Annotated in this window: 24 protein-coding genes; 10 read left to right on the top strand and 14 right to left on the bottom strand. The window is 32.7% G+C overall.

What is annotated here, in order from left to right:
• Positions 1-39 precede the first annotated feature (39 nt).
• Entirely contained in the window at positions 40-582 is a 543-nt protein-coding gene (locus tag EQ921_RS03795; RefSeq protein ID WP_128330618.1) for a hypothetical protein, read from the bottom strand.
• A gap of 139 nt (positions 583-721) precedes the next feature.
• Between EQ921_RS03795 and trxA the strand changes: the two genes are divergently transcribed.
• On the top strand, positions 722-1,018 hold the full coding sequence (gene trxA / locus EQ921_RS03790) for a thioredoxin (RefSeq protein ID WP_128330617.1): 297 nt from the start codon (positions 722-724) through the stop codon (positions 1,016-1,018).
• On the opposite strand, the gene EQ921_RS03785 is transcribed toward trxA, so the two are convergent.
• Complete coding sequence (locus EQ921_RS03785; RefSeq protein WP_255424428.1) at positions 1,006-1,470, bottom strand: regulatory protein RecX; 465 nt, start codon at positions 1,468-1,470, stop codon at positions 1,006-1,008. The genes trxA and EQ921_RS03785 overlap by 13 nt on opposite strands.
• Before the next feature lie 103 nt (positions 1,471-1,573).
• On the opposite strand from EQ921_RS03785, the gene EQ921_RS03780 reads away from it, so the two are divergent.
• Positions 1,574-1,990 carry a hypothetical protein gene (locus tag EQ921_RS03780; RefSeq protein ID WP_128330615.1) on the top strand — a complete coding sequence of 139 codons (417 nt, stop codon included), beginning with the start codon at positions 1,574-1,576 and terminating at the stop codon, positions 1,988-1,990.
• Positions 1,991-2,092: 102 nt separating this feature from the next.
• Here the strand turns inward: EQ921_RS03780 and dinB are convergent, their stop codons facing one another.
• Genes dinB through EQ921_RS03755 form a run of 5 tightly spaced genes read right to left on the bottom strand, consistent with a single transcriptional unit; the run spans position 2,093 to position 7,709 of the window.
• On the bottom strand, positions 2,093-3,175 hold the full coding sequence (gene dinB / locus EQ921_RS03775) for a DNA polymerase IV (protein ID WP_128330614.1): 1,083 nt from the start codon (positions 3,173-3,175) through the stop codon (positions 2,093-2,095).
• A 30-nt stretch (positions 3,176-3,205) separates the two neighbouring features.
• Positions 3,206-4,798: an MFS transporter gene (locus EQ921_RS03770; RefSeq protein ID WP_128330613.1), complete on the bottom strand. Its 1,593-nt coding sequence runs from the start codon at positions 4,796-4,798 to the stop codon at positions 3,206-3,208.
• A complete protein-coding gene (locus EQ921_RS03765) occupies positions 4,795-5,970 on the bottom strand; it encodes an HlyD family secretion protein (RefSeq protein ID WP_128330612.1) in 1,176 nt (391 codons plus the stop codon). The genes EQ921_RS03770 and EQ921_RS03765 overlap by 4 nt, the downstream gene beginning before the upstream one ends.
• Before the next feature lie 13 nt (positions 5,971-5,983).
• Entirely contained in the window at positions 5,984-7,285 is a 1,302-nt protein-coding gene (locus EQ921_RS03760; RefSeq protein ID WP_128330611.1) for a TolC family protein, read from the bottom strand.
• On the bottom strand, positions 7,278-7,709 hold the full coding sequence (locus tag EQ921_RS03755) for a MarR family winged helix-turn-helix transcriptional regulator (protein ID WP_128330610.1): 432 nt from the start codon (positions 7,707-7,709) through the stop codon (positions 7,278-7,280). The genes EQ921_RS03760 and EQ921_RS03755 overlap by 8 nt, the downstream gene beginning before the upstream one ends.
• A gap of 180 nt (positions 7,710-7,889) precedes the next feature.
• Between EQ921_RS03755 and EQ921_RS03750 the strand changes: the two genes are divergently transcribed.
• The 4 genes from EQ921_RS03750 to EQ921_RS03735 all read left to right on the top strand — a co-directional run bounded on the left by EQ921_RS03750 (position 7,890) and on the right by EQ921_RS03735 (position 10,470).
• The gene (locus EQ921_RS03750) at positions 7,890-8,804 is read left to right on the top strand and encodes a polysaccharide deacetylase family protein (RefSeq protein ID WP_128330609.1); all 915 of its coding nucleotides are present in this window, start codon (positions 7,890-7,892) and stop codon (positions 8,802-8,804) included.
• A gap of 264 nt (positions 8,805-9,068) precedes the next feature.
• A complete protein-coding gene (locus EQ921_RS03745) occupies positions 9,069-9,491 on the top strand; it encodes a hypothetical protein (protein WP_128330608.1) in 423 nt (140 codons plus the stop codon).
• Positions 9,492-9,557: 66 nt separating this feature from the next.
• Positions 9,558-9,914, top strand: coding sequence for a hypothetical protein (locus EQ921_RS03740; RefSeq protein ID WP_128330607.1), 357 nt, complete (start codon positions 9,558-9,560; stop codon positions 9,912-9,914).
• A complete protein-coding gene (locus tag EQ921_RS03735; RefSeq protein WP_228427762.1) occupies positions 9,886-10,470 on the top strand; it encodes an RNA polymerase sigma factor in 585 nt (194 codons plus the stop codon). The genes EQ921_RS03740 and EQ921_RS03735 overlap by 29 nt, the downstream gene beginning before the upstream one ends.
• Positions 10,471-10,570: 100 nt before the next feature.
• Here the strand turns inward: EQ921_RS03735 and EQ921_RS03730 are convergent, their stop codons facing one another.
• The 4 genes from EQ921_RS03730 to mutS all read right to left on the bottom strand — a co-directional run bounded on the left by EQ921_RS03730 (position 10,571) and on the right by mutS (position 17,707).
• Positions 10,571-11,620 carry a glycerol-3-phosphate dehydrogenase gene (locus EQ921_RS03730; protein ID WP_128151338.1) on the bottom strand — a complete coding sequence of 350 codons (1,050 nt, stop codon included), beginning with the start codon at positions 11,618-11,620 and terminating at the stop codon, positions 10,571-10,573.
• Between the two features lie 27 nt (positions 11,621-11,647).
• Positions 11,648-13,207 carry an FGGY-family carbohydrate kinase gene (locus tag EQ921_RS03725; RefSeq protein ID WP_128330606.1) on the bottom strand — a complete coding sequence of 520 codons (1,560 nt, stop codon included), beginning with the start codon at positions 13,205-13,207 and terminating at the stop codon, positions 11,648-11,650.
• Positions 13,208-13,232: 25 nt separating this feature from the next.
• Complete coding sequence (locus EQ921_RS03720) at positions 13,233-14,804, bottom strand: FGGY-family carbohydrate kinase (RefSeq protein WP_128330605.1); 1,572 nt, start codon at positions 14,802-14,804, stop codon at positions 13,233-13,235.
• A 317-nt stretch (positions 14,805-15,121) separates the two neighbouring features.
• A complete protein-coding gene (gene mutS, locus EQ921_RS03715) occupies positions 15,122-17,707 on the bottom strand; it encodes a DNA mismatch repair protein MutS (RefSeq protein WP_128330604.1) in 2,586 nt (861 codons plus the stop codon).
• 82 nt (positions 17,708-17,789) lie between these two features.
• On the opposite strand from mutS, the gene EQ921_RS03710 reads away from it, so the two are divergent.
• Positions 17,790-18,371, top strand: a complete 582-nt coding sequence (locus EQ921_RS03710) for a Crp/Fnr family transcriptional regulator (protein ID WP_128330603.1) — start codon at positions 17,790-17,792, stop codon at positions 18,369-18,371.
• Between the two features lie 13 nt (positions 18,372-18,384).
• On the opposite strand, the gene EQ921_RS03705 is transcribed toward EQ921_RS03710, so the two are convergent.
• On the bottom strand, positions 18,385-19,203 hold the full coding sequence (locus tag EQ921_RS03705) for a DUF6427 family protein (protein WP_128151328.1): 819 nt from the start codon (positions 19,201-19,203) through the stop codon (positions 18,385-18,387).
• 44 nt (positions 19,204-19,247) lie between these two features.
• Here EQ921_RS03705 and EQ921_RS03700 point away from each other — a divergent pair, with 44 nt between their 5' ends.
• Entirely contained in the window at positions 19,248-19,430 is a 183-nt protein-coding gene (locus EQ921_RS03700; protein ID WP_128330602.1) for a hypothetical protein, read from the top strand.
• Positions 19,431-19,462: 32 nt separating this feature from the next.
• Positions 19,463-20,572: a CapA family protein gene (locus tag EQ921_RS03695; RefSeq protein WP_255424419.1), complete on the top strand. Its 1,110-nt coding sequence runs from the start codon at positions 19,463-19,465 to the stop codon at positions 20,570-20,572.
• Positions 20,573-20,604: 32 nt separating this feature from the next.
• On the opposite strand, the gene EQ921_RS03690 is transcribed toward EQ921_RS03695, so the two are convergent.
• Complete coding sequence (locus EQ921_RS03690; RefSeq protein ID WP_128330600.1) at positions 20,605-21,081, bottom strand: hypothetical protein; 477 nt, start codon at positions 21,079-21,081, stop codon at positions 20,605-20,607.
• Between the two features lie 174 nt (positions 21,082-21,255).
• Positions 21,256-22,281 (bottom strand): hypothetical protein, encoded by a 1,026-nt coding sequence (locus EQ921_RS03685; RefSeq protein WP_128330599.1) that lies wholly within the window; start codon positions 22,279-22,281, stop codon positions 21,256-21,258.
• Positions 22,282-22,677: 396 nt separating this feature from the next.
• Here EQ921_RS03685 and EQ921_RS03680 point away from each other — a divergent pair, with 396 nt between their 5' ends.
• On the top strand, positions 22,678-23,979 hold the full coding sequence (locus EQ921_RS03680) for a S9 family peptidase (protein WP_128330598.1): 1,302 nt from the start codon (positions 22,678-22,680) through the stop codon (positions 23,977-23,979).
• Positions 23,980-24,020: the final 41 nt, after the last annotated feature.

The following is a 24,020-nucleotide window of genomic DNA, read 5'->3' as shown; positions in this document are numbered from 1 at the left end:
TTAATGAATTAAACGAAATTACTATTCTTTTGTTATTTATTAATAACAAATCTCTTCTTTTTTGTAGTCGATTAACTGGTTTAGTTCATTATGAATTTTATTTTCCCACTCTTTATTGATATCTTCCAAAATTCCATGATGTGTTTCATTATCATATAATTCCTGCATCTTCATATATTCTTTGAAAAGTGGCTGATAAATCTCAACTTGTGAATCTTTAGGCTCTACAGGATTTTCTGAAAATGCTTTCCTTAATTTTCTTGAAAAAATTTCTGCTATATCAAAATGAAGTTGTTCATGCTTTAGTATATGCTCATTTTTAACTCTTACCCACGAAAGTTGAGGTACAAAAAAAGCTTTTACTTTATATTTGTATACATTTCCCTGTAAAATACAACTGTTATACTGTATGCCGCAAAAACTCAAAGCCGCTATTTTATTGTTTGAATTTTGGGACTTTCCTTTAAAATTTTTCCATGATAAACTGTTCTCTTCACTCCAGAAAATTTTCCTATATGCTTTTTCCTGACCATACGCAAACGAAATTATTCCTAAAAAAATAAGATACTTGATAATGTTCATACAGCTACTGGTTTTTAATTTATTGTAAAGTTACGGTATTAGAAATATACTATCTTACTCAGCCGGAGACTTATTGTCATTATTTTTGAATTGGATTGATTTTTGAATAATCTATCATATAACTAAAAAACAGAATAAAATGTCTAAATTTTCAGATATTATAAACAGCGAAAAAACCGTATTACTGGATTTTTCAGCTGAGTGGTGCGGTCCCTGTAAAATGATGACTCCCATACTAAAAGAAGTAAAAGATAAACTGGGTGAACAGCTCACTATCTTAAAGATTGATATAGATAAAAATCGTGAATTTGCTGATTCTTATAATATTCGCTCGGTTCCAACTTTAATGATTTTTAAAAACGGAAATCTAAAATGGCAGGAGAGTGGAGTTAAGCCTGCTGTTGAGTTAGAAAAGATTATTCATCAATTTTCATAAAATGTATTTATAACTTCATAAACTAAAAAACTTTCATATCCTTTCTGAGAAAGGTACATTGAAAGTTTTTTTCTTTTATTAAAAATGGTGGCTTCCCTGGGTAATATTTCCCATTTTTTCTTTGCCAATAGATTTAAAACTTCTAAGTAATCTTCTTCCTTAATTTCCTGAAGCCCCTTTTCAACCAATTTTTCAGGTATTTTTTTTTGCCTTAGCCCCATCTTTATTTTAATTTTACCCCAATTTTTTTGATAAAATTTACCTCTGGCATAAGAGCAAGCAAACCGTTCTTCATTCAGAAAATTATTTTGTATAAGCCATATTATAATTTCTCCACGTTCTTCTTCATTTAAATAACCGTAGCTTTTTATTTTTTGTTCTACCTCCCAGTGACTTCTATCCTGATAAACACAATAATCCGCTAACTTTCTTTTAATTTCTGAGATTGACACCAATTTTATATTGCTTAAATTCCGAAGTAAATTTATAAAATTATAATTAAGTCGATTCTTATTTTTTTTAAGTAATTTTAACAACTCAAAAAACAGATACATTATGAAAACAGGAAAATATTTCCTATCTTTTTTATTTATTTTTATACTAGGCGCTAATCTTCTATGTGCTCAGCAGGCTCCTAAAATAAACCCTTCAGAAGTAGCTGAGAATCAAATTAATTCTTTAAGCAAAGATATTCCTGATTTGGATGATTTTCAGAAACTTGAACTTCGTGATTTTATTATTGAAAACACAAACAAAGTTAAAGGTGCAATGGAAAGTAATGTTGACTCTGATAATTTACAATTAATAATCCTAAATACCAGCAGAGATTTCGATAATAAACTTAAAGAAGTTCTTCTTCCTGAACAGTTTGAAAAATACATGGAACTCAGACGGAAACAAGCCGCTGAGGGAGAAAATAAAAAGAAAAAAAATAAACGAAATAAGGACAAGAAACGATTGGGAACTGAATAATTTATATTAAATTATTCAATTTACATATAACTACCTCCTTTTTATCAAAAAATATTACTGAGAACATATTTATTTTTTTTAAACTACGAAATACGGAGTTTATTAATCATATTCTCTAAATGGAATTTTTAATTGTGCTCCAGATTTTATTTCCTCTTCGAAATCTGTTTCAGAGTTTTTAACGCTTAATCCAATAAGTCTTATTTTGGTTGATATATCTAAACCATGAAGTAATTCCAGTGATGTCTTATACAAATTTTGATATTCTGAAATTGGTGTTAAAAGAGTTTTAGATCGCGAAACAACTTTAAAATCAGAAAACTTAACTTTTAATGTAACTGTCCTCCCTTTGAATGAGTTTTTTTTAATTCTTTGGATAACTTCTTTTGCTACTAATTCCAATTCACTATACAAAGTTTGAAGTGAATCAGTGTCATACATAAATGTGTTTTCAGCACCTATGGACTTGCGTATCCTGTTAGGATTCACTTCCCTGTAATCTAATCCTCGCGCATTTAAATAGTAACTTTTACCTTGTTTACCAAATAGTTGAATAAGCTCTGATTCTGTTTTCTGTTTTAGATCCCAGCCCGTATTTATTCCTAGCAAATGAAGTTTTTCCGCTGTTTTTTTTCCAATTCCAAAAAAATCTTCAATATTTAAACTTTCAACAAATTTTTCTGCTTTTTGAGGAGTAATGATAAATAATCCGTCAGGCTTATTATAGTCTGAAGCAATTTTAGCTAAGAATTTATTAAAAGACACTCCTGCGGAAGCTGTTAAATTAGTTTCTCTAAGAATATCTACTTTAATTTTCTTAGCAATTTCCATGGCAAACTCCTCATTTACATGATTTTCAGTAACATCTAAAAAAGCTTCATCCAAAGAAAGAGGCTCTACTAAATCAGTATAATTATAAAAAATATCTCTAATCTGTCTGGACACGGATTTATAAACTTCAAAACGTGTGGGAGCAAAAAGAAGATCCGGACATTTCCGCAATGCCAACTTAGAAGACATAGCTGAACGAACACCAAATTTACGCGCTTCATAACTGGCGGCAGCTACCACGCCTCTGTCTCCTGCATAGCCTACCGCTAAGGGCTTACCCCTATATTCTTCATGGTCTCTCTGCTCTATGGAGGCATAAAAAGCATCCATATCTATGTGAATTATTTTACGCACTGAGTACAAAGATACGAAGGTTATCTATTTCTAACCCATATCTCTACCCCACTTAATAAATTTTAATTTTTTATGATTGTTAAATGGATATAATAAAACTATTACTAAAATTGCGATACCTGAAATCACCAGCCATCCTAACAGTATTTTTAGTGTTATGGTAAGAGCCTGAACCTGCAACAAAGCATTAATACTGGTAAGTGCATATTGTTGTGCCTGATATCCTCCTAAACCTTTTGCTATACCCATTTTATAGTATTGAGTATATCGTTCCATTGCTATTGGATTTGTATTGGTGATATTTTCCGATAATTTTACAACATAATGTTGCTGCAAACGGTAAATGGAATTTGAGAAAACGGAGGAACTTATTGCAGGTGCTAAAGCAGAACGTATACCTATCAGAAAAAAAGCATTATATACCAATTTTTCCTGTGGAATTCCTTGTACTACATATACTCCAAAAACTACAAATGTAATCAGCATACCCATTCCCCTGAGGAACATAGGGACATAAAGAAGACGATATTCTCCCTGCGGGCTAATAGTGAAATAAAGAATGGCACAAGAAGCTACCAGACATAGAAAACCTGCAAATATGATTAAATTAACTCTTCTTTCCTTTTTGAACCACCAGGCGCAAATAATACCTCCGATAATAAAACCGGGAATTGCTATAATATATAATTCGTAAAGACGATTGTTTTCCAGTTTTAACACGTTGATTACGTAGGTAGATACTAGTACGCTTGCCGACACATAAAACATACAGATAAACATTACGATATATCCTACTGTTGAATTCGTATTTTTGAGTATACTTAAATCAACGTATGAATCTTCTTTAATAAGCTGTCGCCTGATGAACAAGATCAAGCTAATGGGAATGACTAAAAAAGTAGCTATAAATATGGATTTGGATGAAAACCAATCTAAAGTTTTACCATAGGTAAAAACATAAATAACTGCAATGTAAAATATAGAGCATAAAATAACGCTGAGCCAGTCTGCATCTAGCAAAGGTACGATAGAAGGCAGTTCTGAGTACTTGAAAGTCAATAAGACTGCTATAACAGCCACCAGTAATAGGGCAATCATAAAATAATACATGTGCTGCCAATTATATCGGTAAGCTAATTCTGAAGTAAGGATCATAGATAGCTGACTTAATGCTAATGTTACCGGATAAAATTTAGCATAAAAGAGTCCTCGTTTATTATCCGGGCTAAGCATAGGCATTAAAATAAGTATAATTTCCAGTAATGCAAATGCTTTAAAAAAGCCGATGAAAAAACTACATACAGCAATAATAATCATTTTGTCTGTTTCAGCACAGATTATGCTTAATATAATCTGAAAGAGCAACGTAAATAATAATACATTTTTTACAGTGATAACAGGCCTCAGCTTAATAATCAACGGATATGCAATCGCCATTCCTGCTGAGGTGGAAAAATATGCCATATTAATATCTTCTGACATAACCCCCAGAGAACCGGATATGTCAATGGAACTACCTGTGTAAGCTCCATTAATTAACATAATAGGCGCCATAATGGTATAAGCTACCATGTACATTAACCAGCGAGGCGTACGATTTCGAAAAATATGTCTGTGAATCATTTAATTTCAGCTTCGGTTTCGACCATCATTCCTGCCCGTAATTTATCTTTATCTTCTTTCGACATTGCGGTAAATTCAATTCTAACAGGTATCCGCTGCTGAATTTTAACAAAATTCCCCGCAGAGTTGTCTGTTGGTATCATGGAATATTTGGAACCAGTTGCCTCAGAGATCGCAACTACCCTTCCCTCAAATACTTTATCTTTTACAGCATCAACTCTGATATTCACTTTCTGTCCTATATATATGTTAGCAATTTGTTTTTCTTTATAGTTAGCTGTAACCCATTTATCGTTATTTTTTACAATATTGGTAAGCACCTGCCCTGCCTGAACCAACTCTCCTATTTCTATAGATTTTCTGCCAACATATCCGTCATAAGGTGCTGTAATTACTGTATAGGTTAAATTTAATTTAGCCATATCCAGATTTGCCTGACTTCTCAATATTAAAGCTTCTGCATTCTCCTGTTTTTTACTTATACCCTCGCTACTCGATACATTGGTTTGTTTTTGTCTTACTAAAGATTCATATTTTGCCTGATAAGCCTCATATTCTGTTTTTTTCTGATCAAATTGCTGTTGTGGAACAGATTCTTCTTTTAATAAATTTTCATATCTTAAATAATCTTTTCGGGCATTTTCCATTCTTACCCTTGCTTCTGCTATATTGGCTTCAGAGACCGCTACAGTATTTTCGGAAGTTCGGATATTAAACGAAAGTACTTCCTTAGATGCCTGAGCATCTTTAAGAGCTGCCTGGGCATCCAGCAATCTGATTTTTAATTCACTGTCATCAATTATGACTAATGTATCTCCTGCTTTAACTTTTTGATGTTCATTGAAACGTATTTCTTTAATATACCCAGCTATCCTTGTATTTACTGGAGTAATGTATTGATCTATTACCGCATCATTAGTAATTTCATATTCATAGTATCTCCAGAAATAATGTATAACCCAGGCTATTCCAATTAAAGTGATCAAAATACAGATGCTGTTAACTATAATATTTCTTCTGAGTTTCTTTTTTAATTTTATATGCAACTGTTTATCTGCTTCTCTTTTTTTCAACTTATGCTCCTGCCGTCTGGCAGATGACGCTGATTGAGTTTTATTTCCCTTATTTTGTTCGGGATTTATATTTTCATCATTTTCTTTTATCTCTTCCATAAGTAATTATATATTAAAGATTACCGCTTGCATTTAATAATTGATAATAAGTGTAAATAGAATTAGCTTTGGCTAAAGTAAGCTGCAATTCTGCATTTAACTGGACCGATGAAGCATCTAATAAATCTGTTAAAATAGCCAGCTGATTGTAATATTTATTATTGGTGATCCTGTAATTGTCTTTTGCCTGTTCAACTGTTTTCATTAATACTTCTACACGGTTGACAGCTTCAAGATGTTTGGTATAAAAAGATTTTATATTGATTCTTATACTTTGCTCTGTTTGTTCCTTTATATTTTCCTGAAGATCGATATTGTACTTAGCCTGATTCATCGTATATTTATGATCAAACCACGAGGATAAATTATATGTTAATCCCAAGGTTATTCCCCAGCTATTCAAATATAAATCTTGTGCGGGACTTGTTGAAGTTATGGGGCGTGTTAAATTATTACCGGCATTGAGAGTCAGAATTGGTAAGTATTTTGATTTTGCTATTTTCTCATCTATTTTAGCTTTTTCAATATTGAACTTCGAAATTTTTAACTGAGGATAGTTTTCATAACTCTGCTTAACGTAATATTCTTCCAAGTTTACTACGAATTCTTTTTCAAGAAAATCCATATCCGGGATAATAATGTAATTTTCATTAAAGCCTAAAACGATATCCAATTGTTGTGAAATAATATTTATATCATCTCGTGTTTCATTTAATGACAACTGATAATTAGATACGACAATCTGATTTCTTAAAACATCATTGTTCGTTACAATCCCCTGATTTTTCAAATTTTGAATATTATGAAGATTTTTTTCGGCTTCTTTGATATTCTCCTCTAATACTTCTTTTTGTTTATATAATCTGAATAGATCCAGATAGTTTTTAATCAAAAATAATTTTATATCAGAAATATCTTTTTCCAGATCTAATTCCGCTATTTGTCGTTCCAACGAAGCCTCTTTAATCGTGTTTTTTATTTTACCTCCCTCATAAATAGGCTGACTTAGCTCAAGACTATACTTTTGTTGCCAGTCTGGCATTTTAGGATGACCTAAATATGATAAATCAGTATTATAGATAGTAGGCTTGCCAACATATCCATTACTTGCTGTTAACCCTATCTGAGGAAGTCTTTTGATTTTGGTCAGATTCTCTTTTTCTACAGATATATCCGACTTAATTTTACTGGCTCTTATTTTAGTACTTGTCCGGACTCCTTTTTCAAATAACTCTTCAACTCCCAAGTTATAAGTGAATTGTGAATATCCATACCCAAATAAATTAAGACAGATAAATATAATTAATTTATTCATATATACTCTCTTTAAATGCCTTTTCAATCGTCCCTAATTGTTTTATACATGACAAAACCTCTTGTTGTTCTACTCTTTTTAAGGTATTTCCATAAATATTTTTTAATATCTCCTGTATTTCAGTTTTCATTGCTATTCCTTTATCAGTAAGATGTATAAGTTTATTTCTTTTATCAGACTCATCTTCTATCCGACTAATTAATCCTTTTTTTTCCAGGTTTTTAAGTATGTAAGATAAACTGGATTTATCTCTAAACGTTTTATTGGCAATTTCTTGCTGATTAAGAACATCTTCATCAAATAAGCAAGACATAATCTGAAACATTTCAAAGGTTAAAAAAATTCCTTTTTCTCTCATTTTTTGTTGAAAAGCCTGCCTGTAAGAGGTTTGAACTTTCAATAATGCATAAATAAAATCTTTCATTATCTTTATTTGAAGCTGCAAAATTAAAAAAAATAGTTGAATATTCAACTATAGGGATACGATAATATTTTTAACCGTTTACCTAAAAGTTTTTGTAATTTTGCAATTGCACATCTATAAATTGTTAAAAAAATCTTAAATTTGTATTAAAATTATATTAAAATAGTTCTTAAATTTATTATGAAAACCATCTATTACACATTACTATTCACTTATTTTATTGCCTTGGGATGCAAAAAAGAAACTGTAAAAAACTATTCTTCCAATTATAATGACACTACTGTATCGACTGTTAAAGAAAAAGATTCGTCTACACTAACCGATACTATAAAAAAAAATAGCGATTTGCCTGTTGACAATGAAGAAAAAGAATCCCAACAAGAAATAACCACGACACCAACTGATAGCAGCAAATATTATATTTATTTTACATTAGATGACGGACCACAACCCGGAACGCGGATTTGCAAAAATATACTCAAGAAAAATAATGTTAGAGCTACTTTCTTTATGGTTGGAGCACATAATGAAGGTAAGGAAAGAAATGATCTGGTAGACTCAATTAATAATGATCAATTATTCATTGTAAGTAATCACAGCAATACCCATGCACACAACAAATATGCATTATTTTATAGTAAACCTACTTCTTCTTTTCAGGATTTTATAACTGCTGAAAACAAGTTAAACATAAAACACAAAATTGCTCGTCTGCCTGGTAGAAATACCTGGGCCGTTGGCAACAAAGTTAAAGGAGAACCTTCTGCTTTTGCCGTAGCAAAAAAATTAGATTCTGCCGGATATAAAGTTTACGGCTGGGATCTGGAATGGAGGTTTATTCACGGAAATATACCTCTTGAAAGTGCCTCTCAAATGGTAAAAAATGTAGAATCAAAACTGAAAAGTGGTAAAACTTTTATGCCTAAATCTATTGTTATTCTGGTTCATGACAGAATGTTCCAAAGACCTCAGTATGCAGATTCTCTACGTAAATTTATAACTGCTCTAAAACAAAATGATAAATACATTTTTGAAACACTTGATAAATATCCGACCTTAACTTCAATTGATAAAAAACCTTTAGAAAAAAAATAATTCGAATCTACCACATAGCTTTATACAAAATAAACAATTATTAAAGAAATACAGGATATGAAATATCCTGTATTTCTTCAATAATATTCATTATTCTTCAATCACTATCCTCCCATTTATTAAAATAAGCTTTAAGCATTTCTTACATAACTCAATTTTATTTTTTATATATTTTGTACATATAATAAAATATTTTCATTTCTGAACTGTCTACCTTTATAGAGAAGCCCTCAAAAATTACAAAAAATATAAAAGTAAATAATTATGGTAAGTCAAAAATTTAAGTCCAGTTCTTTGCGTGAAAATATATTTCCGTGGAATGAATTCGGTAAAAATCTTTTTTCAGCTAATGAAAATTTAAGTATTGAACAAAAAATTCAATTGATAGATCATCGGATAGTAGCTTTCAGAAAAAATTATTTCCCTTTGGCCCTGTTTAGTAAAAGATTTAAACATTTTAGGATATTGGAAGAAAATTGGTCAAAAATGAATACCCAACAAAAAATAAAATTTATTCTTGATAATGAATACACTATGAATGAAGAAATTAATGAAGTTTCATTAATTACAGAGTTGGATAAAAAATGTAATTCATGGCTTTCTATGTCTACTGATGATAAAAAGCTATGGTTACAACAAAAAAAGATTACAACTTTTAATCTTGTCGTTGAAAATTATTTTTTTTAATTCTAATTTATAAATATAAAGGGGTTCATAATTATGATATGAAAACCTTTTTAAATACTTTATATAATGAAACAAAGATTTTTTTTAATTAAAATAGCCGGCTTTGCCATATTGTGTCTTATAGTAATGCTTTTGTGGAACTGGCTTACACCTGTACTATTTACTCTCCCCACTATAAACTATCTACAATCAGTCGGACTGGTATTACTTTGCAGGCTATTATTCGGCAGATTTAATCCTGAATTTTACAATTCTGAAAATATGCGGAGAAATCCTATGAAAGAAAAATGGATGAAAATGTCTGATGATGAAAGGGAAGTTTTTATAAAAAAAATAAGAGAACGACCTAGCTGGAGAAAAGATCGATTTTTTAACAGAAATAAAACCGATAACGATGACTCCAGCACTGAACATGAAAAATAAATCAGGATCCCGTGTGGAAGATATATTTAATGAGCATCATTCTAGATTAAAGTCATTTATAGGAAAGCGTGTGAAAAATTCTGAAGATGTTCAGGATATTTTACAGGATGTTTTTTATCAACTTATTAAAACCATGCAAAATGATTTGAACCCTATTGAACAAATGACTGCCTGGTTATACCGAGTAACAAGAAATATTATTATTAATAAAGGGAAAAAGAAAAAAGAAGAAGAACTTCCTGTTTATAAAAATGATGATACGGATATTTTAACCGATTTTTCTGAAATCATATTCAACAAAAGCAATCGGGTTTCAACTCCTGAGACGGAATATCTTCGTACACTTATATGGGAAGAACTAGAAAAATCATTATCAGAGTTACCTGGTGAACAAAGAGAAATTTTTGAACTTATGGAACTTGAAGGACTTTCCGCCAAAGATATTTCTCTGACTTTAAATATTCCAGTTAACACTATTTTATCCCGTAAACATTATGCAGTTTTACATCTTAGAAAAAAAATGATAGCTTTATATAAAGAATTATTAACTGAGTAATTATCAAAAATAATTAAGTAGCTTAAAACAAAAACATCTGATGTTTTTCACATCAGATGTTTTTTACAAAATACATAAATAATTCTAATAGGTTAATCTATTATTCCGGCATTTTTGGTAGAACAGCTTCAGATAAGATCTCAACTACTGGGCGTTCTGTTCCAGCCAGAATTTCGTTTACAGCTTTTAATAATGATAGTTCTTCTACTAACTGCGGGGCAGATTGCTGAACTAATGTAGCAGCCAATCCTGCGGCCGGTACTCCTTCTACTGTTTGTTCCAGTCGATCCATTTCAGCTAATGCTTCTTTAGCAGTTTCACCTCTTCCGATTCTTACTCCGTAAACTTTATTTCTTCCGGATAAACCTGTTACTTCTAAATCCCCTACTCCGGGAAGACCGAAGGCTGTTTCCATTTTTGCACCTAAAGCCTGTCCCAAAAGAGACATTTCTCTAACCGCTCTGTTAAAAGTTGCCGCTTTTAAATTATGGTGAGGAAAGCCTGTGCCTTCTTCTAAACCATCAGCTATACCTAGAGCAATGGCATAAACATTTTTCATAGGAGCACAAATTTCCACACCGGTTTCATCATCGGTTGCTTCAATACAATATACTTTAGTTCTTGCCTCTTTTGCATATTTACGTGAAACCTCCAGATTTTTGCATCCGAAAATGGTTGCTGTGGGTTTTCCTTCTGCACATTCGTTTGCTTTTACTGGTCCGGCTATAGCTACTATCGGAGGAATAGATACTCCTTTTTGTTTAGCTAAAGTTCTGATGGCTTCCGGAAGTAACTGTATCTTGCCATTTTCATCAGGACAAAAACCTTTGGACGTTAACCACAGAGCTTTAGCTTTTGATATTCCATTGAGTGCTAACTCTGTTACTTTAGGCACCCCTACTGAAGCCACCGACATAACTACCACGTCTGCACCATCTAAAGCTTTTTCCAAATCATCTGAACGATATAATTTTACTCCTTTAGCTAAAGGAACATTAGTTCTTGGGTGTGGTTTACCTGCTTCACATGCATCCAGTAAATGATCATCCAGCCAGGTTCCCCATAACCGGACTTCCCATCCTGCATTAGACACCGGGGTACACAGTCCTGAACCCATCGCTCCTGCTCCTAAAATTGTTATAACTGCCATTATTGTTTCGTTTAATTGTTTATTATTTTATAATTCTGTTTTTGGTGATTCCGGACGGGTTGAAGGATATTTTTCTGATAATGTATTTAAACGCATAAAAATATCTTTTAACTGTGGATATATATCTTTTTGTATATCACCAACTTCTGTATATTGCTCATGTTTTTTCATGTCAGGTTCTATGGTTTCTCCAAAACGTGCCATCTGTTGTGAGGCATAAGCAATATCGGTATTACCAAATACACCAGTACTGGCCATAGCTTGCACTGAAGCTCCTAGAGCTGATATTTCATCTTCCAGACATATAGTGACCGGAATACCTGTAATATCAGTAACCATTTGTCTCCATAATTCGGAACGAGTTCCCCCACCCATAATTCTAAGAGATTTAAGTTTAGTCTGCGTACTTTTCTGAAGAAATTCCAAATTCATTTTTACCTCAAAGGTTATAGCTTCCAAGATCGAACGATACATATGTGCCCGTGAATGAGTTCCTCTCCAACCTACTACAGCTCCTCTTGCAAAAGCATCCCAGTAAGGACTTTGAACAGCATTCCAGTAAGGTAAAGTAACCAGCCCTTCACATCCCGGAGGTATTTTTGAAGCTTCTTCATCCAGCCGAATATCCGGTTCTCCTAACAGTTTGGGATCTCCTAATGCCTGGCGAAACCACCCTGCTAAATAAGCTCCTGAGTGCTGAACCACCTCAAAAATGTAATTTCCTGGAATTCCTGCTACATAACACCTATAGACAGGATCATATTTATATTCAGGACTCTGAACTCCAGCCACTACGGCTGTTCCTAAATTTAAATAGGCTATATCCGGAGTTACTGCTGCTGCACCTAGTCCAGCTGCCATACCATCACCCGCACCCGCGATGACAGGGATATTTTTTGAAAGCCCCCATTGAGAAACCCATTCGGATTTTAACATACCTAACACTTCTCCCGGAGGAACTAAATCTGCCATTTGATCACGTCTAACTCCTGCAATTTCAAGAAGTTCCTGACTATAATCTCTTTTTCTGATGTCAAATAAACCTAATGTATCTGCACAAGCTTCAGAAGAGAGCCATTCACCTGTCATATTCCATGCTATATAACCATGAACATCGACAATTTTGTATGCCTTGTCCAGTGTTTCCGGTTCGTTTTCTTTTAACCATGCCAATTTATATATAGCAGGAGGCTCTCCCGGTGGTTTTCCTGACAGATCGTGTATGTAATCTGAACCAAATTTCTGAATTTGTTTCTTTGCTCTGGCATCTAACCAGAGAATTCCATTTCTGATAGGCTTCCCTTCTTTATCAAAAGGAGCAAAACTTTCACGCTGATGAGTAATCCCTATAGCTGCTATTCGTTCTTTTTCTTTAGCAGATAATTTAGAAACAACCTGTGCAATGCTATCTCGGGTTGTTTCCCACCACCGGACGGGATTGTGTTCATAAAAATCCATTGCCGGTGTATGAAGCTGAATTGTATTTTTTGCTGTCTGTAGTACTTGACCAGACTGATCTACTACAATAGCTTTAGTAGCTGTTGTTGATGAATCTACGGCGATTACTAAAGGTCCTTCTGTTGCCATGTCTTTAGGTTTTAAAATTATATTTTTATAATTCTGCTTTTGGCGATTCAGGTTTAGTTGACGGGTATTTTTCCGACAAATTGTAAAGTTGTTCAAAAACATTTTTCAATTGTGGATATAATTGACGCTGTATATCTGCTACTTCATTGTATCTTTCGGTCTGTGATAAATCAGGTTCAACGGTATCGCCAAAGCTTGCCATTTCTTTTGCAGAATGGGCTACATCTTTAGAACCATGTGCCTGAATTCCTGCCATTGCAAGAACGGAGGCTCCTAATGCTGAAATTTCATCTTCCAAACAAACCGTAATCGGCAGTCCTATTGTATCAGCCATAATTTGTCTCCATAACTTTGAACGGGTTCCTCCTCCCATAGCTCTGATTGATTTTAGCGGCACTCCTGTACCTTTTTGAATAGATTCCAGATTGAATTTCATTTCAAAACCTATAGATTCCAGTATTGAACGATACATATGAGCTCTTGAATGAGTTCCTCTCCATCCGACTACAGCACCTCTAGCTACTGAATCCCAATAAGGACTTTGAACGGCATTCCAATATGGAAGTGTAACTAATCCTTCACAACCTGGAGGAATTTTAGATGCTTCTTCATCTAATAACGGATCCGGTTCTCCCAATAATTTAGGATCTCCTAATGATTGCCTGAACCAACCGGCCAGATACGATCCTGAAGATTGAAGAATTTCGAAAACATAATTATCTTTTATTCCTGATACGTGAGTTCTGAAAACCGGATCACATTTGTAAATTGGACTTTCTACCCCTGCATTTACAGCAGTTCCTAAGTTAAGAAATGCTACATCTGGAGATACAGCAGCAGCTCCTATGCCTGCCGCCTGTCCATCTCCCAAGCCTGCAATAACAGGTATTGGTTTAGGCAGTTTCCATTCTGCCACGAGTTCCGGTTTTAACATATCCATTACATCAGCAGGCGAAACCAAATCTGCCATTTGCTCTCTTTTTACTCCTGCGATATTTAAAAGTTCACTACTATAGTCAAAGTTACGAATGTCCAGCAATCCTAAAGAATCAGTGGCCGCCACTGAGGACACCCATCTACCGGTAAGATTCCAGGCTATATAACCATGTACTTCTACCACTTTATATGCTTTTTCAAATATTTCAGGTTCATTTTCCTTTATCCATGCCATTTTATAAATTCCAGGTGTAACTCCCGGTGGTTTACCAGATAAATCATGCACATGAGGAGAACCATATTTTCTTATTTGCTTGGTAGCCCTTCCATCTAACCAAAGAATACCATTACGCAAAGGTTTTCCCTGTTCATCAAACGGAGCAAAACTTTCTCTTTGATGTGTAATACCTATAGCGGAGACTCTTTCTCTGTCTTTTGCTGATAATTTTGAAAGCACCTCGCCTACACATTCTTTTGTAGTTTCCCACCATCGTAAAGGATTATGCTCATAAAAGTCCATAGCAGGTGTATGCAACTGAATATTTCTTTTTGCTGTTTCCCAGACCTTTCCGTTAACATCGACAATAATTGCTTTGGTTGAAGTTGTTGATGAATCGATTGCTATAACCAAAGGTCCATCGTTAGCTTTTTTTGCATTCATAGTTTTCTCTTTTTTTAATTTGGGTTTTAGTTGACAACTATTTTTATGTTCAACAAATATATTTACTAAATCGAAAGAAAACAATAATTAAACGCAATTTTTTTAATGACAAATGACAGATAGCAAAATTTTACGAAAGAATATGAAAATAAAAATACTTTATCATTCTTTTTCAAGAATCATTTAAAATGAGGTATTGTATAAAAAATAGTAAGAATATAGAAAAAAAACCATTGGGATTAAAACCAACGGTTTTCTTTCATTCAATAGTAAATAATTGTAATTTATAGTATTGGTTTTCAATAACATATTAACACCTATCCTCCTATCATTTTTTTTATCTGATTAAGTTTCATTAAGGCTTCGATTGGCGTTAGGGAATTAATATCCGTTTTAAGAATTTCTTCTCTTATATTTTCCAGAACTGGATCATCTAACTGAAAAAAGCTCAATTGCATATTTTCATCTGTTAAAGTTTTGGTTCTTTCTTTCAAATCTTCATTTTGGTTGTTTTTTTCCAAAGTCTTTAAAATCTGTTCTGCTCTATGTGTCAGCTTAACAGGCATACCTGCGAGTTTTGCTACATGAATACCAAAACTATGCTCGCTTCCTCCAGGCACTAATTTTCTTAAAAAAACTATAGTTCCCTTTAATTCCTTAATACTGACATTAAAATTTTTAATTCTGGAAAAAGAAGTTGTCATTTCATTAAGCTCATGATAATGAGTTGCAAATAAAGTTTTAGGCCGTGTAGGATGTTCATGCAAATATTCTGCGATTGCCCACGCTATGGAAACACCATCATAAGTGCTGGTTCCCCTGCCTATTTCGTCAAGTAAGATAAGGCTACGATCAGATATGTTATTTAAGATACTGGCAGTTTCATTCATTTCTACCATAAATGTAGATTCCCCTTTTGAAAGATTATCAGAGGCTCCTACCCGAGTAAAAATTTTATCTACTATACCTAATGATGCATTCTTAGCCGGAACAAAACTTCCTATCTGAGCCATCAAAACAATTAATGCTGTTTGACGCAACAAAGCAGATTTCCCAGCCATGTTGGGACCTGTAATCATTAATATCTGCTGTTTATCATCATCCAGATATACCGAATTTGCAACATAGGATTCGCCTAAAGGCAACTGCCTTTCAATAACCGGATGTCTACCGTCGGTTATATCAATAACTTTAGAGTCATTTAAATGTGGGTGTGTATATGAGTTTTCCAATGCCACTTCTGAAAATGAAAGCAAGGTATCTAGTGTTGCTATGATACGGGTATTGCTTTGGATATCTATAAGCTTTTCTTTTACTTTTGCACACAAATCCTTATATAAATCCGATTCTAATAGGGAAATTTTTTCTTCTGCTCCTAAAATTTGTGTTTCATATTCTTTTAACTCTTCTGTTATATATCTTTCTGCATTTACCAGCGTCTGCTTTCGTATCCACTCAGCCGGCACTTTGTCTTTATGCGTATTTCTGACTTCCAGATAATACCCAAAAACATTATTAAAATCAATTTTCAGACTTGGTATACCTGTACGCTCTGATTCTTTAAGACACAAATTTTCCAGATATTCTTTTCCATGATTTTTTAAAGTACGAAGCTTGTCCAAATCTTCACTAACTCCTTCCTTTATGACATTTCCTTTAACAAGAGCAACGGGTAATTCATCCTGAAGGTTACTCTGCATCCAGGTAAGTACATCCTGCAATTCTTTAAACTGCCCAAAATGTTGTGCCAGTTTCTGATTATTTTCTTTAAGAACTTTCTCAATTGATTTATATCGTAGTAAAGAGTCTCTTAAGTACCCTAACTCTTTCGGTGAAATCCTCTCTCCGGCGAGTTTCCCTAATAATCTTTCTACGTCGGATATTCCTTTTAAATCTTCTGCAATTTTTATTGAGATATCTGAATGTTGTATAAGAAAGCCAACAACATCCAGCCTTCGATTGATCGTTTCAACATCTTTTAGCGGTGATAATAGCCATCGTCTTAACATTCTACCTCCCATATTTGTATAGGTCTTATCCAAAATTTTAAGCAGGGATACAGATTGTGAATCCGCACCTCCGATAAGTTCCAGATTGCGTATAGTAAAATCATCCATCCAAACAAAGGTATCCTGAGGCAAGCGCTGAATATTGGTAATATGGTCTAATAGTTTATGATGTGTATCTTCCACTAAATATGCGAAAACAGAACCTGCTGCAATAACAGCTAATTCCATATTTTCTATTCCAAAACCTTTTAAAGATTTTGTCTTAAAATGTCCGGTCAATTTTTCGTAGGCATAATCATATTGAAATGCCCAATCTTCCAATTGAAATGAATAGGCTTTATGTTCGAATGGAAGTTGTTTTCGGCGTTGATGTATTATTTCTGTCGGTTTGAAATTATCTATAATATGCCTCAGCTTATTTGCATCTCCTTCCTCAATTAAGAATTCTCCGGTTGAAATATCCAGTAATGCTATTCCGACAGCATTTTTGCCTTGATGCACAGACATTAGAAAGTTATTGGTTTTTGCATCTAAGACCTTATCGTTAAAGGTTACTCCGGGTGTAACAAGCTCAGTTACTCCTCTTTTAACAATCCCTTTTGCCATAGAAGGATCCTCCAACTGATCACAAATAGCAACCCGTAGACCTGAACGAACTAATTTAGGCAGATAAACATCTAATGAATGATGCGGAAATCCGGCCAGTTCTATATGAGTGGCCTGACCATTTGCTCTTTTGGTAAGTACTATACCCAAAATTTTAGAAGCTTTAATAGCATCTTCTCCAAAAGTTTCATAAAAATCTCCTACTCTGAAAAGCAACATTGCATCCGGGTACCGGGCCTTGATACTATTATATTGCTTCATTAAAGGAGTTTCTTTTGTTTTGCTCATTCGTACTAAGGATTATGAATATTTCAAGTTATATTATTTTGCTAAATTAGCATTTCTTAATGGGAGAAAAAAATCATAGATAATGAGTGAATTGCTTCTTGAACATCTTCGTTCCAGAATATCTATTACTGATCAGGAATTTAAATTATTGAAAGGTAAGCTGGAGTTAAAAAAGGTTAAAAAAAAGGAAATACTTCTTCGTATTGGTGAAGTATGCAACTATACTTACTTTGTTACTAATGGATTGCTCTATTCTTTTTCAACCGATTTGGAAGGAAACGAGCATGTTATTCATTTTGCCTGGGAAGATTTTTGGATTTCCAACCTTTACAGCTTTATAAACAGAACTCCCTCCCAAATTAGTATTGTCGCACTGGAAGATTCAGAGCTTTATTTACTCAGACATGATGTTTTGGAATCAATTTTTAGTGAAATACCAGGGATGGAAAGATTCCACAGAATTTTGTTTCAAAAAGCATACACTTCTATGCAACAAAGGCTTGACTGTACGTTAAGCGTTCCTGCTGTAGAAAGATATATAAGGTTACTTGAGGAGAACCCTCAAATTTTGCAACGTATTCCTTTACATCTAATTGCTTCTTATCTAGGTATTACCCCTGAAAGTTTGAGTCGTATTCGCAGGAAATTAATGACAAAACCCTGATACACTTTTAATTTTACATACTCCTGGATATAATGAGGCTAACCGGAAGGCTAATAAATATTAGTAATTCATAATTGCCCCCCATAAAAAAGGCATAAATAAGAATCCAGAAAAGAAGATAAAAAACCAAAATGGTATGTTGTGAGGATATTTGTATATCGTCTGAAATATTAGGATTTGAATATTGATTTATCCATCCGTAGATTAATATAATGATGAGAATAATTAGAATAGGAATTTGATATTCAAAATGAAACTCCGGAATTGATAAATTGCCTACCCATTCCTGAATATAGTTTAAGTGATCTGAAAGATATGCGATTTCAAAAATAAGTATTGCTGTAACTAAAACTCCTGCTAGATATTGTGAAATATTGATTTTCTCTTCATAATAAACAACTGTCATAAAAAGGAATAGCAAGACTATAATCGCCACCGGAAAATATAAAAAACTGGATATAGTGACCAGCATTCCTATGTTAAAGTATTTGAGGGAAGAAGGAATAGAAAAAACATCGAGGAACAATAATAATGCTAATGATAACAAAACATAGGTAATTCCAATATTATAATTAAAAAACTCCTGAAATGAAGAAATAAAAAGTAACCCGTATATGGCTAATGCCCAGATTTTTCTTTTTTTCTTGAATTTAGAGTTTAAAATAGTCACTATATTTAATATAAAAGATAGTGAACTTAAAGCCAAAACCTTAACAATTTTGCCTGTTTCTTCTTGTTCGGGTTTAAAAAAATACACAAATATTCCAGAGAAAATAACCCATAATCCTAAAACAGCGAAAAAATATTTTTTGAATGGAGTGTTTGAGTGCATTTTTTTATATATTTGTTGCAAAAGTAAAATAAAATCATTTAATCATGACAGAATTAATTATTGGTATTGGAAAATTTTTTACCTGGTCTTTTAAGATATTACCGATTATCGGTCATTATGTTGATTGGTTATATGTTGCTATTATCAGCTTGTTTTTATTGTACTGGTGTAAACGAATTGTAGGATTCGGCCAAAAAGACAAAGGCTATGATGGTGATCATCTTTAGAATTTAATATTTAATTTCCTTTAACAATGGTTATGAGGCTACTGATTGCCATGTTTTCCCTAGTGCTTTCCCTTATTTCCTGTAATGGGAAAACCGAGACAATACTCTCATACCCAGATTCTTCAAAAGATTCACTTTCCAGATCTTCTTTTAGAGACACAATAACCATAACTGCCGTTGGAGATATAATGCTCGGAAGTAATTACCCATTGCCGAATGGATTACCCGGAGTAAACATTTTAGATAAAACAACTCCTATTCTTAAAGAAAATTCACAACTTATTATTGGTAACCTTGAAGGTACTTTGTTCGATTCTGGTGGTGTTGCCAAACGCTGCAATAATCCAAACTTATGTTTTGTTTTCCGCACTCCTTTTTCTTACGGTGAATACCTTAAAAATGCCGGCTTTGATTTTTTGAGTATAGCAAATAATCATAGTGGTGATTTTGGAAATTATGGAAGAAAAGCTACTCAGAAAAATCTAGATAGCCTTAAAATATCCTACGCAGGATTATTAAATGAGTGTGAATATGCAATAAAGGAAAAAGACGGTACACGCTATGCTTTTATAGGTGCGGGACATAATGGTGGACTGGTAAGTGTTAAAGAGTATTCTGCTATTAAAAGAATTATAAAAGAAGTCCGGAATAAAGCAGATATCGTAATTGTCATGTTTCATGGAGGAGCTGAGGGATCGGCTCATCAGCATGTACCTAAAAAACGTGAAATTTATGCTGGAGAAAACAGGGGAAATGTTTATGATTTTGCTCATAGTTGTATTGATGCCGGAGTTGATTTAGTTATAGGTAGTGGTCCGCATGTAACACGTGCAATTGAATTATATAAAAATAAATTTATAGCTTATAGCCTCGGTAATTTTGCAACTTACGGAAACTTTAATCTTAAAGGGCCAAATGGTGTAGCGCCTATACTTAAAATTAAAATTGACCGTAACGGGAATTTTATTTCCGGTAATGTAATTTCTACTGAACAGACAGAAGATACTGGAAAAGGACCTTCTGTAGATCCGGATAATAAGGCTTTAAATTATTTAAAAGAACTTACAAAATCAGATTTCCCTGAAGGAAATCTGATTATTACAGATAACGGTGAAATTAATAAGAATTATCCTGTAAATTAATCACCATCTCCAAATTCATTATTTCAAATTATTTATAATTTTGTGTAAACATTCCAGCCGTGACTTTCAGATACAGAATCTGCCGGAATGGAATAGGCTTTTGCATCCTGAAGGGTAGAAAACTCTTTCTTAAACATATTAACAGTCGAAATAGTTATGTCTTTAAGAAAAATAACAAAATATTTATCTTGTTTAGCACTTCCTTCAGATCCTTTTAAAACCAGTTTATTACTTTTTGAATCGTAGTCTAACAAATCCATTCCATATTCTACAGAATACGCGCTACCTATCATTTGATAATTTACACGGTTTGTCTGAAAATCATGTATTGAAGTTTGTGTTCCCATATTAGGAATTTCAAAAACCCATTGATATTTACCGCTAACGGGTAAAGTTTGTTGCTGGATGGACACTATGTCATCGTCGTCTGAACAGGAAATTACTGTAATCATAACTGATAAAAGACATAAGCATCCTAGCCATTTTTTAATTAATAGTTTCGTTTTCATGTATAATATTTTTTTTATGTCTAACAAATATACATAATATACTTTAAATAATTAAATAACATAAATTAAAAGATTATGTGATTAATTACATAATTATCGAACTCATATAATTAAAACAAAAAAAAGCTGATTATAGAATCAGCTTTCATCATTGATATAAGTAAAGATTAATTATTAATCCTCATTAAATTCTAAAATAACGTTATCAAAATTCACAGAATTTTGAGAAGTACTAGATCCGCTTAAATCATTCCATTTCCTATCTGCATTTAACGTTATGCCATAAATATGACAAGAGCCTTCACTTCCACCTGAATTATTAGGTTCTCCAGAATTAAAATAATTTTGCGGAGTAGAATTTGGAGAGGTAGTCCAGTCAATAGTCCAATCCTCACCTGTAATCCATGTAAATGAGGTGGAGTTTCCAGGATAAGCGACTTTATTATACCCAATCCAAATGTTATTATTTAAGGCATACTTAGTTAAAATATTTGTATACAACCATATTCTTTCATCATTTGATGTTATGGTCACAACATAGCCGCCTACCTGTTTAGCAAATGAAAAAGTATCGTAAAAATTTTTAGCAGCTGAAAGTGTATAAGCACAATAGGTATGGCCGTTCACGCTCCATTTCTCACAGCCTTTTTCAGTAACCGTAGCACCTCCAAATGTTGCCGGCACAACTCTTGCAGAAGTTTTAGATGGTGTATATCCGAGAATTGAAGAACTAAACCTAGACTGTGTAATCGTAGTTGTGCTATTGGGAGCGATTAAGGTAGCTACCCATGTTACACCACTGGTAGCTCCATTACTTTTGATAATAGCATAATATCCTGAAGGTATGGTAACATTCGCCTGACTGTTAGAGTTGTTAGCAACATCTATTAGTTCCGAACCTGCGGGATAAACAGTTATGTTAACTCCACTTCCGTTTCTTATCTCATAGTATCTGCCAACAAAATTTTTATTCCCTGAAACGGCTGTGGGTAAATACCATAAAGATACTGCTGTACCTCTAAAATCTAAAAACTGATCTTGATCTGTAAAAGTATAAGCTGCAGTATTAATTAATTTGTAAGGCATAGATACTGAACCTCTAATATCCAGGGTACTACCCGGAGCCCCGGTATTAACTCCGACCTGTCCTATGCATAAGCCTCCTAGTAAAAAAACTGAAAATTGTAAATTTTTAATCATTAAACTTTAAATTTATAAATATTTATTATATTAATTTAATTAAAAATCATACCAATATTATATCCTTAATATAAAATATAAAAATATATAAACTTTTAATCAATACTTAATTTACATATATTATATCGATAAAATATAATAATAAATATATTTATCTTCACCTATATTAAATATTTATTTTCCACAATCAACTCTTAATCCCGCAAATTCATTTCAAATTATTATTCAAAATTAAGATTTTACTTAAAATTAAAAATATCATACATTTTCTATTTTGATTATATTTACATAAAAATACTAATTAATATACATAAACAAAATATTTATATCATTTAATATAATTTAACGATGTATTTATAAACATAAATTTAAATTAATAAAATAAAATCAATCATTATGAAAAATTTTTTATCAAAAATTGCATTTATCCTTTGCATAGGAATTGCACTAACAAGTTATTCTTGTACTAACAATGAAATTCTCTCCTCAATACCCCCATCAACTAATCCAGATAATTTATCAAAAACTGAAGAAATAAGCTCTTTAAATTTTAAAGAACTGGAAGATATAAAAAATAAACTTGAACAATCAGGAATTGATGTTTCCAATTTTAAATTTGATGATTCACTTGTAACTGAACAACAAAAGATTATCCCTTTTTTAAAAGCTGTAAAAATTTCAACTAAAACTCCTCACCCCAACCGTTTAGGTAGCTACATTGACGTATCCGGAGTCTTATTGCTTCCTTCCAAAACTATTTTTAACAGCCTAACAAAATACAGAATTATAGTTGCCCCACCTCCTACTTACACCTATAATAAAATGGCTCCGTCTAACGCATTTAAAGGTTCTTTTTTATTTGATAGTGATTTTCATTTTAATTATTTAGCATTCTGGACTTTACAAGCAAGTAATGGCTTTATTGTATTTTTTCCGGATTATCCAGGATTTGGCGATTCTCATCAACAATGTCAACATCCTTATTTAGACTCAAAAGCTATGGTTAATTCTACCTTAGATTTACTAAAAGCATCACTCAATACCTTATCTGCTCAAGGGTATCGGTATAAGTCAGAACTTATTATAACCGGGTATTCATTAGGTGGATTCATAGCTGCTTCTTTAGCTAGAGAAATAGAAACCAATCCTTCATTAGAGTATACAGTAAGCCTTCTGGTTACTGGAGGAACTCCCTGCAATTTAAAACAAATCACAGATATTGTTCGTAAATCAAAAAAAACGCAACATCATTATTTTCTTTCGTATGGTTTATGGGGATATAAGCAAAATGCTTATCCATATATAAATGTAAACGATTTTTTAAAAGAATCGTTCGCTTCTCAGTCTCTTAGCTATTTTAATGGAAATATTTATGATGTAAATAATTTATTTCCCAGTAATCCTGAATATTTATACACTGAAAAATTTATAAAAAATCTTGATATAGACCCCAGCCTGTCATATTTGAATACTATACTTGAAGAGAATAGTGTAAAACCATGGAAAAACAAATGCAGGTTTGTCATGAGTCATGGGATTTCTGATGTATCTGTTTACTATCAAAACGCTTACGATTTTGCACAGCAACAAAATAAAAACGGAGGCAAGGTGACGTTTTATTCAACTTTGGGTGATCATGTTTTAGGAATTGCACCTTATTATGCAAAGGCTTCGCTTTATACACTTTTATATAAATAATTAATATTACTAAAGTCGGTTAAGCCGACTTTAGTATTTAA

It is taken from the genome of Apibacter sp. HY039, assembly GCF_004023655.1.
GTDB lineage: Bacteria > Bacteroidota > Bacteroidia > Flavobacteriales > Weeksellaceae > Apibacter > Apibacter raozihei.
This window is presented reverse-complemented; position numbering and strand designations above follow the sequence as displayed.